Genomic DNA, 13,331 nt, shown 5'->3' with positions numbered 1-13,331 from the left:
CCTAGTAGGAAAATCCGGATCTAGCAGAATGGCAGAAGGGCCGCTGACCAGGGTTTATACCCTGGCTAGCGGCCCTTCAAGATTGTCGGGCTGACAGGATTTGAACCTGCGACCCCTTGACCCCCAGTCAAGTGCGCTACCAAGCTGCGCTACAGCCCGCCGCCGCAGCCCAATGGGCCGCGGCAACCCGTTCAGCCTACCAAAGCCCTACCCATGAGCCTTACCGCGACCCCCCGGTCCAAGCTTCTTCCTGGGCTTGACCGCCACCTCGATCGGCGAGCCCTCGAAACCGAACTCCTCGCGCAGCTTGCGCTCCACGAAGCGGATGTAGCCGGCGTCCAGCGGTGCGGTCGTGAACAGGATGAACTTCGGTGGGGACACGCCCGCCTGGGTGGCGAACAGGACGCGGGGTGCGCGGCCTCCGCGTACCGGGTGGGGGGTTTGCTGGGTCACCGACGTCAGCCAGGTGTTGAGGGCGTTGGTGGTGATGCGCTGCTCCCACGATGCCAGGGCTCGGCGGATGGCGGGGGCCAGCTTGTCCATGGCGCGGCCGGTCTTTGCGCTGATGTTGACGCGGACGGCCCAGGGGATGCGCTTGAGTTCGCGGTCGATCTCCTTGTCGAGGTAGAACCTGCGGTCCTCGTCGACCAGGTCCCACTTGTTGAACGCGATGACCAGGGCGCGGCCGGCCTCGACCACCGAGGAGAGGACGCGCTGGTCCTGCTCGGAGATGGGCTCGGCTGCGTCCAGGAGCACCACGGCCACCTCGGCGGCCTCGACCGCGCCGGCTGTGCGGAGGGAGGCGTAGTACTCCGTACCCGAAGCTTGGTTGACTCTTTTGCGCAGGCCCGCGGTGTCGACGAACTGCCACACGTCGCCGTCCATCTCGACCAGGCTGTCGACCGGGTCGACGGTGGTGCCGGCCACCGAGTCGACGACGGCGCGTTCCTCGTGGGCGAGGCGGTTGAGCAGGCTGGACTTGCCCACGTTGGGGCGGCCGACCAGGGCGACCCGGCGGGGGCCGCGCGGGCCGGACTCGATGATCAGGGGGGCGTCGGGCAGGGCCGCCATGATGGCGTCGAGCAGGTCGCCGGAGCCGCGGCCGTGCAGGGCCGAGACGGGGTACGGCTCCCCCAGGCCCAGTGACCACAGGCTGGTGGCCTCGAGTTCCAGGTTCTGGTTGTCGGTCTTGTTGCCGACCAGGATCACCGGTTTGTGACTTCGCCGCAGCATCTTCACGGCGGCTTCATCATCGTCGGTGGCGCCGACGGTAGCGTCGACGACGAAGAGCACCACGTCGGCGGTCTGGATGGCCATCTCGGCCTGGTTGGCGATGGCCAGCGCGCGGTCGCGCGCGTCCGGTTCCCAGCCGCCGGTGTCGACGACGGTGAAACGGCGCCCGTTCCAGTTGGCGTCGTAGGGGACACGGTCGCGGGTCACGCCCGGGGTGTCCTCGACGACGGCCTGGCGGCGGCCGATGATGCGGTTGACCAGGGTGGACTTGCCCACGTTGGGGCGGCCCACCACGGCCACCACGGGGGCGGCGACGGACGGCGCGGTCGGCGGCTCGTCGATCTCGAAGAGGTCGGTCACGCTTGCACCTTGCTGCTGAGTAGTTCTCGGAGCCGCACCACGACCTCGTCGATGCTCATCCCGGTGGTGTCCACCTCGATGGCATCGCCGGCCTGGCGCAGCGGGTCGGCCGTACGCGAAGAATCGAGCTTGTCGCGCCGCTCCAGGTCAGCCTGGGTGGCCGTCACGTCTGCCGCGTCCTCTTTGCTGCGCCGCTGCGCGCGGGCCTCGGGTGACGCGGTCAGGTAGACCTTGAGCTCGGCGTCGGGCGCGACCACGGACGCGATGTCCCGCCCCTCGACCACGATGCGCGGGTGCCGCGCGATGATCGCCTGCTGCTGCCCGACCAGGTGACGGCGCACGGCGGGCACGGCCGCGACCGCCGAAACCGCCCCGGTGACCTCGGGCCCGCGGATGGCCGCGTCGACATCAACGCCGTTCGCCCGGAAGTGTGGCGCCCGCGGGTCGGTCCCGACCGTGAGTTCCGCCTCCAACGCCACCTTCGCGATGAAGTCCGGGTCGCTCAGATCACCGCCGGCCTCCAGAACTGCCCAGGTGACAGCCCGGTACATGGCCCCCGTGTCCAGGTAGACCCCGTCCAAATCCATGGCGAGACGCCGGGAAACAGTGGATTTGCCGGACCCCGAGGGCCCGTCCACGGCCACGACACACCGCTCCGGCCGCACTACCTCACCCACGCGATCTCCCCACGCCATCCAGCCCAACCCACCCATTGTGCCCGCCCACGTGAAACACACCAAAATCAAACCTCTTCGCGTACGGGCGCAGCACCTGCACGCCCTCTCGGCCCGGCCGGGAGGGTGGTCAAGCTCACCGCGCCCGTTCCGGGCTCATCCGGTGGTCCGCCGCGACCGCCCGCCATGGCCTTCAGCAGGCCAGGTCCGGACGCCGGCGCCGAATCCGGTGTGTGCGAACGGTTCCAGCCGGGACGACGCGCCGGTGGTGCCGGTTCTCTACCCCTCTGTCGTGGTACCTTGGCTCCGTTGCAGTTTTGATTTCCTTGACGTGCTTACGCCTGATGGGGTTATTGAAGCCCTGTCAGGCGTTTTTGCTTTCTGGGACTGGTTCTCCCGAGGAGATCAACGCAGTGACACGAGTCACCGCACAGTGCGGTGATTCACATTTCGGAAGAGAGAAAAAAGTATGACTACTGGCACCGTCAAGTGGTTCAACTCGGACAAGGGCTTCGGCTTCATCTCGCCGGACGGCGGCGGCGCTGACGTGTTCGCGCACTTCTCGGCGATCGCGTCTTCCGGCTTCCGGAACCTCGAGGAGAACCAGCGGGTCGAGTTCGACGTGGCCCAGGGCGCCAAGGGCCCGCAGGCGGAGAACATTCGCCCGCTCTGATGATGCTGCCTGGCTCCCGGTTCGGGAGCGGGGCACGGCGGCGGCCGATCGCCCCCGGTTGCAGATCCGCGGTTTCCGCGTGATCTCCCGGGGAGCGGTCGGCCGTCTCCATTTCTGATCTTTCCAGCTCGAGAACTTTCCGGATCGAGCCGCAGAGATCAGCGGCCCGGTCAGGCGCTTGAGGCGCCGCCGATGGTCTTTCGTGTTCTTGCCGATCGGCGCTGGAGTTCATCGACCGGTCGCCAAGGCCACCACCGGGCCGGCTATACCGAGCGCAGTCAAAGAAGGCGCTGCAACGAGCAGCCATTTGAGCGGCAGCGGACGCGAGCGCCCCCATTCAGAGGACTGCCAAGAATGTGTTCGTCGCATCTGGCCGCGCTCGTTCGTCGCGTGACGGAACCGGCGAGGTGCGGGTCAGCGAAGGCGCAGGAAGACGTCCGGGTCGGCGTTGGTGTCGCCCGGCACCAGGTTGGTGGCTTCCGAGGCGAAGGCGATCACCCGGCCGTCAGAGCTGGTCGACGGCTGGCCGCTCCAGCCGTTCGCCTGGCGCCCGGAGGTGGCGACGCTGACCCGGATGGTGGTCCGGCGCACCAGGTCGCGGACGAACACGTCGTCGGTCGCGTTGGTGTCACCACGCACCAGGGTGGTCGCCCCGGAGTAGAAGACCACGTAGCGCCCGTCGGCGCTGATCGAGGCGAGGTTGCAGAAGTCGTCCGTCTGTCGGCCGTCGCTGGACACGCTGGCCAGCTCGGTCCGCCCGGTGCGGCGGTCGTGCACGAAGGCGTCGGGGAAGCCGTTGGTGTCGCCGGCCACGACGTCCTCCGACTCGGACTGGAAGGAGACGAAGCGGCCGTCGGCGCTCAGCGTCGGGTTGAAGCTGCTGTACTGGCTCGGCACGCCGGCCGGGGTGCGGCTGACCAGGGTGATCCGCCCGGTCCGCCGGTCCCGCACGAACACGTCGGAGAAGCCGTTGGTGTCTCCGGGCACCAGGTTCCCCGCGTACGACGCGAAGGTGAGGTACCGCCCGTCGGCACTGAACCCGGGCGCCTCGCTGAAGTGGTCGGCCTGCTCGCCGTCGTTGCCGACACTCACCCGGGTGGTCCGGCCGGTGCGGCGGTCGTGCTGGAAGATGTCCCGGACGCCGTTGGTGTCGCCCGGCACCAGGTTGGTGGCCTCCGAGTCGAACAGCACATACCGCCCGTCGGCGCTGATAGCCAGGAAGAAGGCGCTGAAGCCGTCCGCCTGCCTACCGGAGCTGGCCACGCTGACCCGGCTGGTCGAGCCGGTCGCCAGGTCGCGGACGAAGACGTCGGAGTCGTCGTTGGTGTCGCCGGGCACCAGGTTGGCGCCGTACGAGGTGAACACCACGTACCGCCCGTCGGCGCTGATCCGCGCCTGGCTGTGCGTGGGACCGTCCGCCTGCGCGCCGGTGCTGGAGACGTTCACCCGCCGGGTGGTGCCCGCCGTGCGGTCCCGGATGAAGACGTCGAAGTAGTCATTGGTGTCACCGGGCACCAGGTTCGTCGCGGTGGAGAAGAAGACCACGTACCGGCCGTCCGCGCTGACCTCCGGGTGCATGCTGGGCCGATCGCCCTGACCTCCCCCGCCGGCGACGCTGGCCCGGACTGTGGTCGCCCCGGCGGGCTCCGCCGTGGCGGGGGTGGCGGACAGGACGGACACCGCGACCACCGCCACGGCTGCAACGGCTGCAACGGCCCGGAGACTTCTCATGAGGAGAGTCTGGCCAGCGCCGGCATCGTCCGAGCAGTCCGGAGGCCGGAACCGGCGCGGAGCCGGAATAGCGACTTCGCGGTGCAACAGTCCCGGATGATCGCGTGGTGTCGCTGTTCTGGCGGCCCTGATCCGCGCGGCGGTGTGCCGCCACGAGCCGCGGGGGTCGTTGGTTTACAACGTTGAATGTTTCATTCAATTTCGTCTATGTTACGAATATGACTTCGCGACGTGACTTTCTCAGGACGGCCGGATTCGCGGTGGGCGGCGCGGTTGCCGGGACACCCTCGACGCCGTTGCAGGCGGCGGAGACTCTCACGGACTATGCGAGTCATACGTCGGACGGCCGCGACGTGACAGTGACGAGCACCGGTGGGCAACGGATCAGGATCACCGCGTACGGCGGGTGCATCGTCCGGGTGCGCTACGCCCGGGCCGGCGAGACGTTCTTCGCGGACGACCGCTACGAGATGGTCGACCCGGCCGCCCATGCCGGGATGGGCGGCTCGCTCTCCGTACAGGAAAGCTCTGATGCTCTGACGATCTCGACCGCGCCCGACGCCGGGATCAGGGTGGTGCTGCGCAAGAACCCGCTGCGGATCTCCTTCTACCGCAAGGGTGACGGCACGCTGCTGGCCGGTGAGGACGCGACGCACAGCATGAGCTGGGACGGCGAGAACAACAGCATCGTCCGGCAGACCTTCGTGCCGCCGCCGAGCAGCGAGCGGTTCGTCAAGGCCGGCCACGGTTTCATGGGCCGGGCGCCGCGGGTCGACCGGACCGGGGACATCGTCGCGCACAACTACGGCGTGGCCGCCAACCGCAGCGAGCAGTCGCCGGCCATCGTGCAGCTCTACCTGTCCTCGCGCGGCTACGCGATCTTCGTCAACTCGACCTTCGACACCAGCTTCAACTTCGGCAACGGCGGCGTTTACGAGTTCTGGTCGGACGATCACAACACCGCCGGCGTACGCCCGCAGATGGACTACTTCGTCATCAAGGGCCCCCAGTTCGCGAAGCTGCTCGACCGCTACACGCAGCTCACCGGCCGGCCCCGCTTCCCCGGCCTGGCGATCTTCGGGCTGCAGATGTCGGACAAGAACTTCCCCACGGTCAGCGACCAGAACTGGTGGGTCGACAAGATCACCGAGCTGCGCGACAAGGGCTTCCCACTCGATCTGCAGGTGCACGACAACCGCTGGCGGGCGGGCAGCGGCGGCTGGAACGGCTCCTGGTTCGAGTTCGACGCGCAGCGGTGGCCCGATCCGGCCGGGTTCAAGCGGTGGGCCGACGAGAACGGCATCATCACCTCGCTCGACTACAACCGGAACAACTCCAGCCTGATGGCCGGCTGGAGACCCGGCCCGCCGCCCGGCTACAGCTTCCAGCCGGCCGACATCGCGCGCGTGTCGGAGAACGAGTCGGTGCCGGACTGGTCCAACCCGGCGACCCGGGCCTGGGTGTGGGACGTGTTCTGGACCAAGGCGCTGAACCCGGCGCTCGGCTTCCCGGGCGACGCGCTGTGGCTCGACGAGCCGGACGAGCTGGGGCCGATCCCGTTCGACGCCGTGGCCGCCAACGGGCAGCGCTGGTCGGAACTGCGCAACGCCTACTTCCTGTACCTGCTCAAGGCCACCGGCCAGGAAGGCTGGGACGCGCGCATCGGGCCCGGCCGGCGGCCGTGGATCTTCAGCCGGGGCGCGACCGCCGGGCAGCAGCGGTACGGCCACCTCTGGACCGGGGACACCCAGTCCACGTACGGCGAGATGCAGCAGCAGATCCGCGGGATGCTGAACGCCGGGCTCGGCGGCTTCCCGTACGCGAACGTCGACGGCGGCGGCCACAACGGCAACCCGATCCCGCCGGACATGTACCGCAACTGGGTCGCGGCCTGGGGCGCCCTCTCCCCCATCTGGCGCCCGCACGGCTACGGCGACGCCCTGGTCCTGGGGCAGCGGGCGTCCCGCTGGCCCACCGACCAGCCCGCCGCCGAGAGCGACGACTTCCTGCGGTACAGCCGGCTGCGGTACACGCTGCTGCCCTACCTCTACACGATCGCCCACGCCGCGCACGCGACCGGCATGCCGATGGCCCGCGCGATGGTCGTCGACCACCAGTACAACGCGATGGCCTACGCGCACGACCAGCAGTACATGTGGGGACCGTCGGTCCTGGTGATGCCGGTGACCACGGGCACCGACGGTGCGACCCAGCGGGTCTGGCTGCCCGCCGGCGAGACCTGGTACGACTTCTGGACCGACGCCAAGAACGTCGGCTCGGACAGCGCCGAGAAGGCGTACGTCACCCGGCCCGGCGAGATCATCATGTACGTGCGGTCGGGCGCCATCCTGCCGCGCTACCGGTACGCGCAGAGCACCGCGTTCGTCGACAAGACCCACCTGGAACTGGACGTCTACACCGGCAAGGACGGCGCCTTCAGCCTCTACGAGGACGACGGTGTCAGCGAGGAGCACCGGACGGCCGCGGCCCGCGGCGTCACCGACCTGGCGTACACCGACTCGACCCGCACGGTGGTGGTCGACCATCCGGTGGGCACCTATCGGGACGCCCCGGCCGAACGCCGCTACGTCGTCCGCTACCACGGCCTCTCCGGCCCGATCGGCATGCAGGTGCTCGACCAGCCGCCGCTGCCCGCCTTCACCAGCGAGACCGCCGCGATCCTGGCCGGTCGCGGTCAGTCCTGGGACGCCACCCGCAGGATCCTGTCGGTGGTCACCCCGTCGATCGGCGTGCGGACCGGCGGCACCGTGGCCGCCACCGTCAAGCCGAGCGGACAGCCGTTCCCCGCGGTGACGGGCCCGGCGGTCTACGGGGCCGAGGAGGCCACCCTCAGCGGCGTCGTGATCGGGAGCCGGCATCGGGGCTACACCGGCTACGGCTACACCGACTACACCACCGCGACCGGCGACTACATCGAGTGGACGGTCGATGTGGCGGTGGCCGGAACCCACACCCTGACCTTCCGGTACGCCAACGGCGGCAACGCCTCCCGCCCGCTGGCGATCACGGTCGACGGGGTGACCGCCGCCGCGGCGCAGCCGTTCCCGCCGACCAGCGGCTGGGCCACCTGGACGACCACCAGCCTGACGACGAGCCTGCCGGCAGGCGCGGTCCGGATCCGGGCCACCGCCACCGGCGCGAGCGGCGGCAACATCGACTGCCTGTCGGTGCAGCCCGGTTAGCCGAACCCCGGCTCGCGCGTGATCGCCCAGGCCGAAGCTCCGCAGAACGCGCCCCGGATGACGTTGCGGTCGGCGACCGGCCACCGCTCCGGGCGGGTGGCCGGCCGTTGCACACCGGGCGGCACGTGGATCGGCACGGTTCGACCGGACGGCGCGGACAGCCCGGCCGCCTGAAACCGGCCCGCGGAATCCGGCAAAGACGGCCGGACAGTACTTTCGTACCATCGGAGGCCGCATGAATCGGTCGATGTGTGGTCGACCTGGAAGCGGTCTTTCGCGAACCTGGGCAGATGCGTAAAAGTCTCGCTCTTCCGCTTGTCACGGCCGTCGCGGTTCTCGGCCTGTCCGCGCCCGCGCAGGCCGCACCGGCCGACCGTCCACAAGAGTTGATCGCACAGCTGCAGCAGTTGCTGCCGGCCGACTACGAGCAGCGGGTGGCGGAGTTCGATCGCCGGCTCGGCATCGACGACGACCTGTCCGATGTGGCGCGGGCGGTCCTGAATCCCGATGATTACGAGTGCGAGTCGACCCAGCTCAAGGACTGGCTCAACTCGACCATCGCCGGCTGGACCGACGAGGACCGTCTCGGTGCGTCGATTCTGCTGCTCGTCAACACCCCGATGTACGACGCGCTGTTCTTCCCGGAACCGGAGCAGCAGCGCTTCTTCGGACTCGACGGCGAATACACGACGGTGTTGCGGCGCACCTTCCCGGACCTGAAGAGGTTCTGGGACATCGACGCGTCCGGCATCGAAATGTTGCCGGCGCACGGCAACGCCATGCTCGACACGGCCCGGACGGCACGCGTGCTGCAGGTGGTGTTCGGGTCGTCGCCGGAGGAGGCGCGGGAAGCGGCGGAGGCCGTCCGCGAGGTGGCCGGCCTGCCCGTCTACGACAACGGGGACGCGCCCATCTTCACGTTCAACGCGTTCGCGTACTCCCCCGAGGGCGTGGAGGTCCCCGGCGTCGGGCTGCCCACCGACAAGATCGTCGTGGGTGACGGCGTGCTCGCCGGCTTCCGCAGCGTCGGCCTGGGCGACGTTGCGCCGCAGGCCATCCTCGGCCACGAGTTCGGCCACCACATCCAATACCAGCAGGGCCTGCGCGAGAGCGATCTGCCCGCCCCGGAGGCGACTCGCCGCACCGAACTGATGGCCGACTCCTTCAGCTCGTACTTCCTGGCGCACCGGCGCGGCGCGAACATGCGGTGGGTTCGCATCAAGCACTTCATCGACGCGTTCGGCAACATCGGTGACTGCAACTTCGACAGCCCGAACCACCACGGCACCCCGAATCAGCGCACCCGCGCGGCGGAGTGGGGCACCCTGATGGGCGTGCTGGCGTTGCCGCCGTTCTACCGGGTGGTGCCGAGCCGGACGCTGGCCGCCTCCTTCGACAAGGCGCTGCCTCGCATGGTCCGCCCCGACGCGCCGCGGCAGGTCGAGCTGACGCCCGCCGAGAAGACCGCCGGCCGGATCTGATCCACCGGAGTCCTGGCCGCCGCCGCGCGGCACCGGATCGACATGATCGTCGATGACCGGTGCGGCCGGCGGCGGTCGTGTTCCTCGGCGAACGCGTCGAGGAGAGCCCGCAGAAGGCTGCTTGCGGGACATGGGCTTACCGCAACACCGCCGACCCGGAACTGAAACCTCCTTGCCCTACCAATGAAGTCGAGCACCCCGCTCAGATCAATGCTCGCCGTCGTGTCTGCCCCGTGGACGGAGATGTAGGCAACATTGAAGGTTACGCAGCGGTCCACTATGGTCACGAATAGTATCGATGAGCGTGACTTGCTTGGATTGTCCAACCTCCGGGGGGATCAAGATGAGGGCATCCGTACGCGGTTTCGGCGTGGGCGCACCGTTCATCAGTACCACTCCGGTGGTGGGCCGTCTTATCGACCGGGGACAACTCGGCTAAGGGCAGCCTCGTCAGCAACACGGCCGTAACCGCGATGAATCCGGGCGGACTCGTTGCATCCCTTCTCGACCGGAGTGAAAATGCCCGGAAAAGAAAGTTGGCGGCGCCGCGTCGCGGCTATGGCACTGACCCTGATGAGTCTCGTCTCACTCAGCTCGCCGGCTCAGGCCGCCCCCGCCGGGTCGGGCTCCATCCATGGGAAGTATGCCGTCGCCGTCCCTGACCCCGCTGCGGCCGAAGGCGTCGAGCCGGCCCACCTCAACCCGCAATGCGGTCCAGCCGATCACGTCCTCGTGGCGCGTTCGCTCGGCGAGAACGTCGAGCAGAAAGATCTGCTGGTAAACGGTGTCGCGACCGAGCGGATGCCGAGCGCCCGGCGCGTCGACGCTCAGGTGAACGATCCGGCGGCCGCTTCCGGGGAGGACTACGGGATCGTCCGAGGTCCGCCTGGCACGCATCGTTGCCGAGGGTGACTTTCGTTCGCGGTGCCGGCGTGCCGGCTGATTCAGCAACCCGGTCGACCGGCGGTAACCCCTCGAACCGGCTGCCGTTCCCGCGGGCCACCTAGAGCGACGCCGCCGGGGCTCGAGTGAGCCCTTCTTTTCGATCGACAGTGATAGTCAGAACTGTCTTGGGCCGCATGAAATCAAGAAGAGAGGCCGATACATGCAAGCGACTGCCTCCCCCCAAGTATCCGGACTTTTACGACGAGCGAAGCTGCGGCATTTCTTACGGACGCGCCGGGAGAGAATCTCGCCCGAAGAAGTCGGTCTGGTGAATGTCGAGCGACGGCGCACCCCGGGACTTCGCCGGGAGGAGGTCGCGGCGCTCGCCGGCGTCGGGGTGTCCTGGTACACCTGGCTGGAACAGGGCCGGGACATCAATGTCTCCGAGGAAATCGTGCACGCCATCAGCAACGCCCTGCGGCTGGACGGCTCCGAGCGCCGGTGTTTCTTCCGGCTGGCCGGGCTCAACCCGCCTCGGCGCGCGGACGGGGAGCGCCGGGACGGCGTGTTTCCGCACATGCGTGCGCTGGTCGAGAGCTGGTCGTCCAGTCCGGCCTACCTCACCGATCGGTACGGGCGTATCGAACTGGCCAACGGGTCCGCCCGCTCGCTGTTCCAGCTCAACGCGAGCGGGGACAACTGTCTGGAAAAGTTCTTCACCGACGCGGACACTCGGGCGAAGTACCCCGACACGGAAGGCGTGGCTCGGGGTCTGGTCGCCAACTTCCGGACCCAGTCGATCCGGTTCCCGGACGATCCGGAATTCGGCAGGATCGCGGAACGGCTGCGCCGGGCGAGTCCGAAGTTCGCCGAGTTGTGGGACCGGCACGAGGTCGACGACCCGTATCAGAACGTACGCAAATTCGCCCTCCCGAGCACCGGAGTGATCGTCTTCGACCGGGTGCAGATGCGGATGCCCGAGTACTCCGAGTCGGCGCTGACCGTGTACATAGCCCAGCCGCGCGCCGCGGCGGCCATGAGGGCGCGGGCGTTCGCGGGCGTCCACCCCGGGGCCGCCTGAGCCACATCCCGGATGGTGGTGTTGCCACCACCATCATGGGGAGACACTTCCGCTTCCCCGGCCCAGATCCCAGGATTGCATCTATAGGACGCGGTGGATTCAACACCCTGGATTCGAAGTCGGCGTCCCAGTGTCTCGGGGAGGAAGAGATGGGTAATTCGATCGCCGATCGCATCGTCATGGTCCTGATGGAATTGAACGTGCCGACGGCGGATGTCACGCCGGACACGACTTTCGAGGCCATGGACATCGACTCGCTCCTGCTGGAGGAACTCGCCCTACGTCTCCAGAAATCCTTCGGGATCGAGATCGAGACGGGCGAGCTCGTCCCCGAGCAGACGGTCGCCGAGGCGGCCGTGGTAATCGCGGCCAAGGGTGTAGCCGTAGCCTGACGCGCCATTCTTCGAGGCGATCCGCGTGCTGACATCTCCACCTGTCATGACGTCACACGCATTTGAGTCGAAATCAGTCGAGAGGGACCAGGATGTCCGCCACTCTGCTCATTCTCACCGAAGTTGGCGTCGCTCCCGGCCGGGCGGAGGACGTCCTGGCCCGCTGGAGCGAACTGAACGAGAAGGAACCGCTGGCCGGCCGCACCCTGTTCCGCAGCGCGGACGGTGACGACCTTCTCGAGATCACGCCCGTCGAGGACTACGCCGACCTGGATGCGTTGTCGCCGGGCTGGCGAAGGCTGTGGGACACCGTCTCGGCGGACCTTGTCAGCGACTTCCGGCGCCAGCTCCTGGAGTTCGTCGAGGCGCCGAAGGACACCGCCGACCCGCTGCCCAAGACGCGGTACGTCCAGCTCCGATACATCGAGGTCAAGCCGAAGGAGTACGCGGCCTACCGCGAGTGGCGGGAGAACACCATCTTCGAAGTCGTTCGCCGCGCCGAGCCGGTCACCACGTTCCTGGCGTACCACACTCTGCTCAGCAGCCGGCCCGGCGTGATGTTCGTGACGGGTTTCGACTGCGAGCCGGAGGACTACCAGAAGGTCTTCACCTCGGCCGAGTACCAGGACATCGTCCAGCAGGCCGGCGACCGTTTCATCGTCGGAGGCGAGGGCGGTCTGTACACCCGCGTCTACCAGCGCGCGGATGTCTGAGACCGCCGCGGCCCCCTGGACCACGACCCCGGGCGTCACCGAGAGGCACGAGCTCAGCCTCTCCACCCAGGGCCCGCTCTACCCGCCGAGCGAAGTCATGGACGCCGACGGCAACTTCGTGGTGGTCGGGATGATCAACCGGATCACCCGGGACGGTGCGACGCGGCCGGAGTGGGGCGCGGCTGTCGTCTCCCCGGACAGTCCGCTGCCCGAGTTCGGCACGCTCGCTCCGTACACCGTGGTGCGGGAGCTGGACATCGAACCCGGCGGGGCCGACAAGGACATCGTCCTGTACACGCTTCCGCTGCCCCTGCCGTGCAACAACTATCCCATGGTGTTCGCACCGGATCAGTTGCCGGAGGCCGGCCAGGTCAAGCGGCCCAGCTACGCCTTCCACGAGGTGCCCATCCCCGACCTGCGTCCCGAGGACGGGCCGAAGGTCACCGCCCCGGTGACCTTCGGCGCCTGGATGAGGGCGAGCGGCACCCTGGAGGTCGGGGTCACCTCCGACGGCCGTTGCGGGACGTTCGGCTTCGAGTTCTTCCGGCTCGTCCCCGACAGCGTCTACACCGTGATGTCGCTGCGCGCCCGCGACCTGGACCCGGCCGGGCCGACCCGGCCGGGCCCGCTCGGAGTACCGAACGTCTTCGTCACCGACGCCGACGGGAACGGCAAGTACCACGCAACCCTGCCCAACCCCTTCCCGGACCCCGGACTGCCCGGGGCCAACCGGATCATCAACGTGGTCGTGCTGTGGATGAGCTACCAGCGCAACTACGGCGGCGCCATCGGCGAGTTCGGCCTCGGCGGCGACATCCACGCACACCTGAAGCTGCGCGGCGCGTCCTTCCAGAACCTGCGGACCACCGCCGCTCCGTAAGTCCTGATCCCGCCACGCACCCACC

General features: G+C 68.4%; 12 protein-coding genes and 1 tRNA gene. 8 read left to right on the top strand and 5 right to left on the bottom strand.

Annotation, left to right across the window (positions count from 1 at the left end; genetic code table 11):
- Positions 1 to 85: 85 nt before the first annotated feature.
- The 3 genes from QSK31_RS44690 to cmk all read right to left on the bottom strand — a co-directional run bounded on the left by QSK31_RS44690 (position 86) and on the right by cmk (position 2,270).
- Positions 86 to 159: transfer RNA gene (locus QSK31_RS44690), tRNA-Pro, on the bottom strand.
- Between the two features lie 48 nt (positions 160 to 207).
- Positions 208 to 1,593: a ribosome biogenesis GTPase Der gene (gene der, locus QSK31_RS44685; RefSeq protein ID WP_285691172.1), complete on the bottom strand. Its 1,386-nt coding sequence runs from the start codon at positions 1,591 to 1,593 to the stop codon at positions 208 to 210.
- On the bottom strand, positions 1,590 to 2,270 hold the full coding sequence (gene cmk / locus QSK31_RS44680; protein ID WP_285691171.1) for a (d)CMP kinase: 681 nt from the start codon (positions 2,268 to 2,270) through the stop codon (positions 1,590 to 1,592). Before cmk ends, der begins: the two co-directional genes overlap by 4 nt.
- A 466-nt stretch (positions 2,271 to 2,736) precedes the next feature.
- Between cmk and QSK31_RS44675 the strand changes: the two genes are divergently transcribed.
- Entirely contained in the window at positions 2,737 to 2,940 is a 204-nt protein-coding gene (locus tag QSK31_RS44675; protein WP_285691170.1) for a cold-shock protein, read from the top strand.
- Between the two features lie 414 nt (positions 2,941 to 3,354).
- On the opposite strand, the gene QSK31_RS44670 is transcribed toward QSK31_RS44675, so the two are convergent.
- Positions 3,355 to 4,671, bottom strand: a complete 1,317-nt coding sequence (locus QSK31_RS44670) for a TolB family protein (protein ID WP_285691169.1) — start codon at positions 4,669 to 4,671, stop codon at positions 3,355 to 3,357.
- Positions 4,672 to 4,889: 218 nt separating this feature from the next.
- On the opposite strand from QSK31_RS44670, the gene QSK31_RS44665 reads away from it, so the two are divergent.
- Positions 4,890 to 7,874, top strand: a complete 2,985-nt coding sequence (locus tag QSK31_RS44665; protein ID WP_285691168.1) for a TIM-barrel domain-containing protein — start codon at positions 4,890 to 4,892, stop codon at positions 7,872 to 7,874.
- Here the strand turns inward: QSK31_RS44665 and QSK31_RS44660 are convergent.
- Positions 7,871 to 8,011 carry a hypothetical protein gene (locus QSK31_RS44660; RefSeq protein ID WP_285691166.1) on the bottom strand — a complete coding sequence of 47 codons (141 nt, stop codon included), beginning with the start codon at positions 8,009 to 8,011 and terminating at the stop codon, positions 7,871 to 7,873. The genes QSK31_RS44665 and QSK31_RS44660 overlap by 4 nt on opposite strands.
- A 153-nt stretch (positions 8,012 to 8,164) precedes the next feature.
- Between QSK31_RS44660 and QSK31_RS44655 the strand changes: the two genes are divergently transcribed.
- From QSK31_RS44655 to QSK31_RS44630, 6 genes are all read left to right on the top strand, one after another.
- Complete coding sequence (locus QSK31_RS44655) at positions 8,165 to 9,355, top strand: hypothetical protein (RefSeq protein ID WP_285691164.1); 1,191 nt, start codon at positions 8,165 to 8,167, stop codon at positions 9,353 to 9,355.
- 558 nt (positions 9,356 to 9,913) lie between these two features.
- Entirely contained in the window at positions 9,914 to 10,267 is a 354-nt protein-coding gene (locus tag QSK31_RS44650) for a hypothetical protein (RefSeq protein ID WP_285691163.1), read from the top strand.
- 193 nt (positions 10,268 to 10,460) lie between these two features.
- Entirely contained in the window at positions 10,461 to 11,321 is an 861-nt protein-coding gene (locus tag QSK31_RS44645) for a helix-turn-helix transcriptional regulator (protein ID WP_285691162.1), read from the top strand.
- Positions 11,322 to 11,470: 149 nt separating this feature from the next.
- Entirely contained in the window at positions 11,471 to 11,713 is a 243-nt protein-coding gene (locus QSK31_RS44640) for a phosphopantetheine-binding protein (RefSeq protein WP_285691159.1), read from the top strand.
- Between the two features lie 92 nt (positions 11,714 to 11,805).
- The gene (locus QSK31_RS44635) at positions 11,806 to 12,426 is read left to right on the top strand and encodes a hypothetical protein (RefSeq protein WP_285691157.1); all 621 of its coding nucleotides are present in this window, start codon (positions 11,806 to 11,808) and stop codon (positions 12,424 to 12,426) included.
- Positions 12,419 to 13,306, top strand: coding sequence for a hypothetical protein (locus tag QSK31_RS44630; RefSeq protein ID WP_285691155.1), 888 nt, complete (start codon positions 12,419 to 12,421; stop codon positions 13,304 to 13,306). Before QSK31_RS44635 ends, QSK31_RS44630 begins: the two co-directional genes overlap by 8 nt.
- The last annotated feature ends 25 nt before the right edge of the window (positions 13,307 to 13,331 follow it).

The sequence above is a fragment of the Actinoplanes sp. NBRC 103695 genome, from assembly GCF_030269485.1.
Lineage (GTDB): Bacteria > Actinomycetota > Actinomycetes > Mycobacteriales > Micromonosporaceae > Actinoplanes.
Note: the sequence above shows the minus strand (reverse complement) of the source record. Positions and strands in the feature narration are given on the sequence as shown.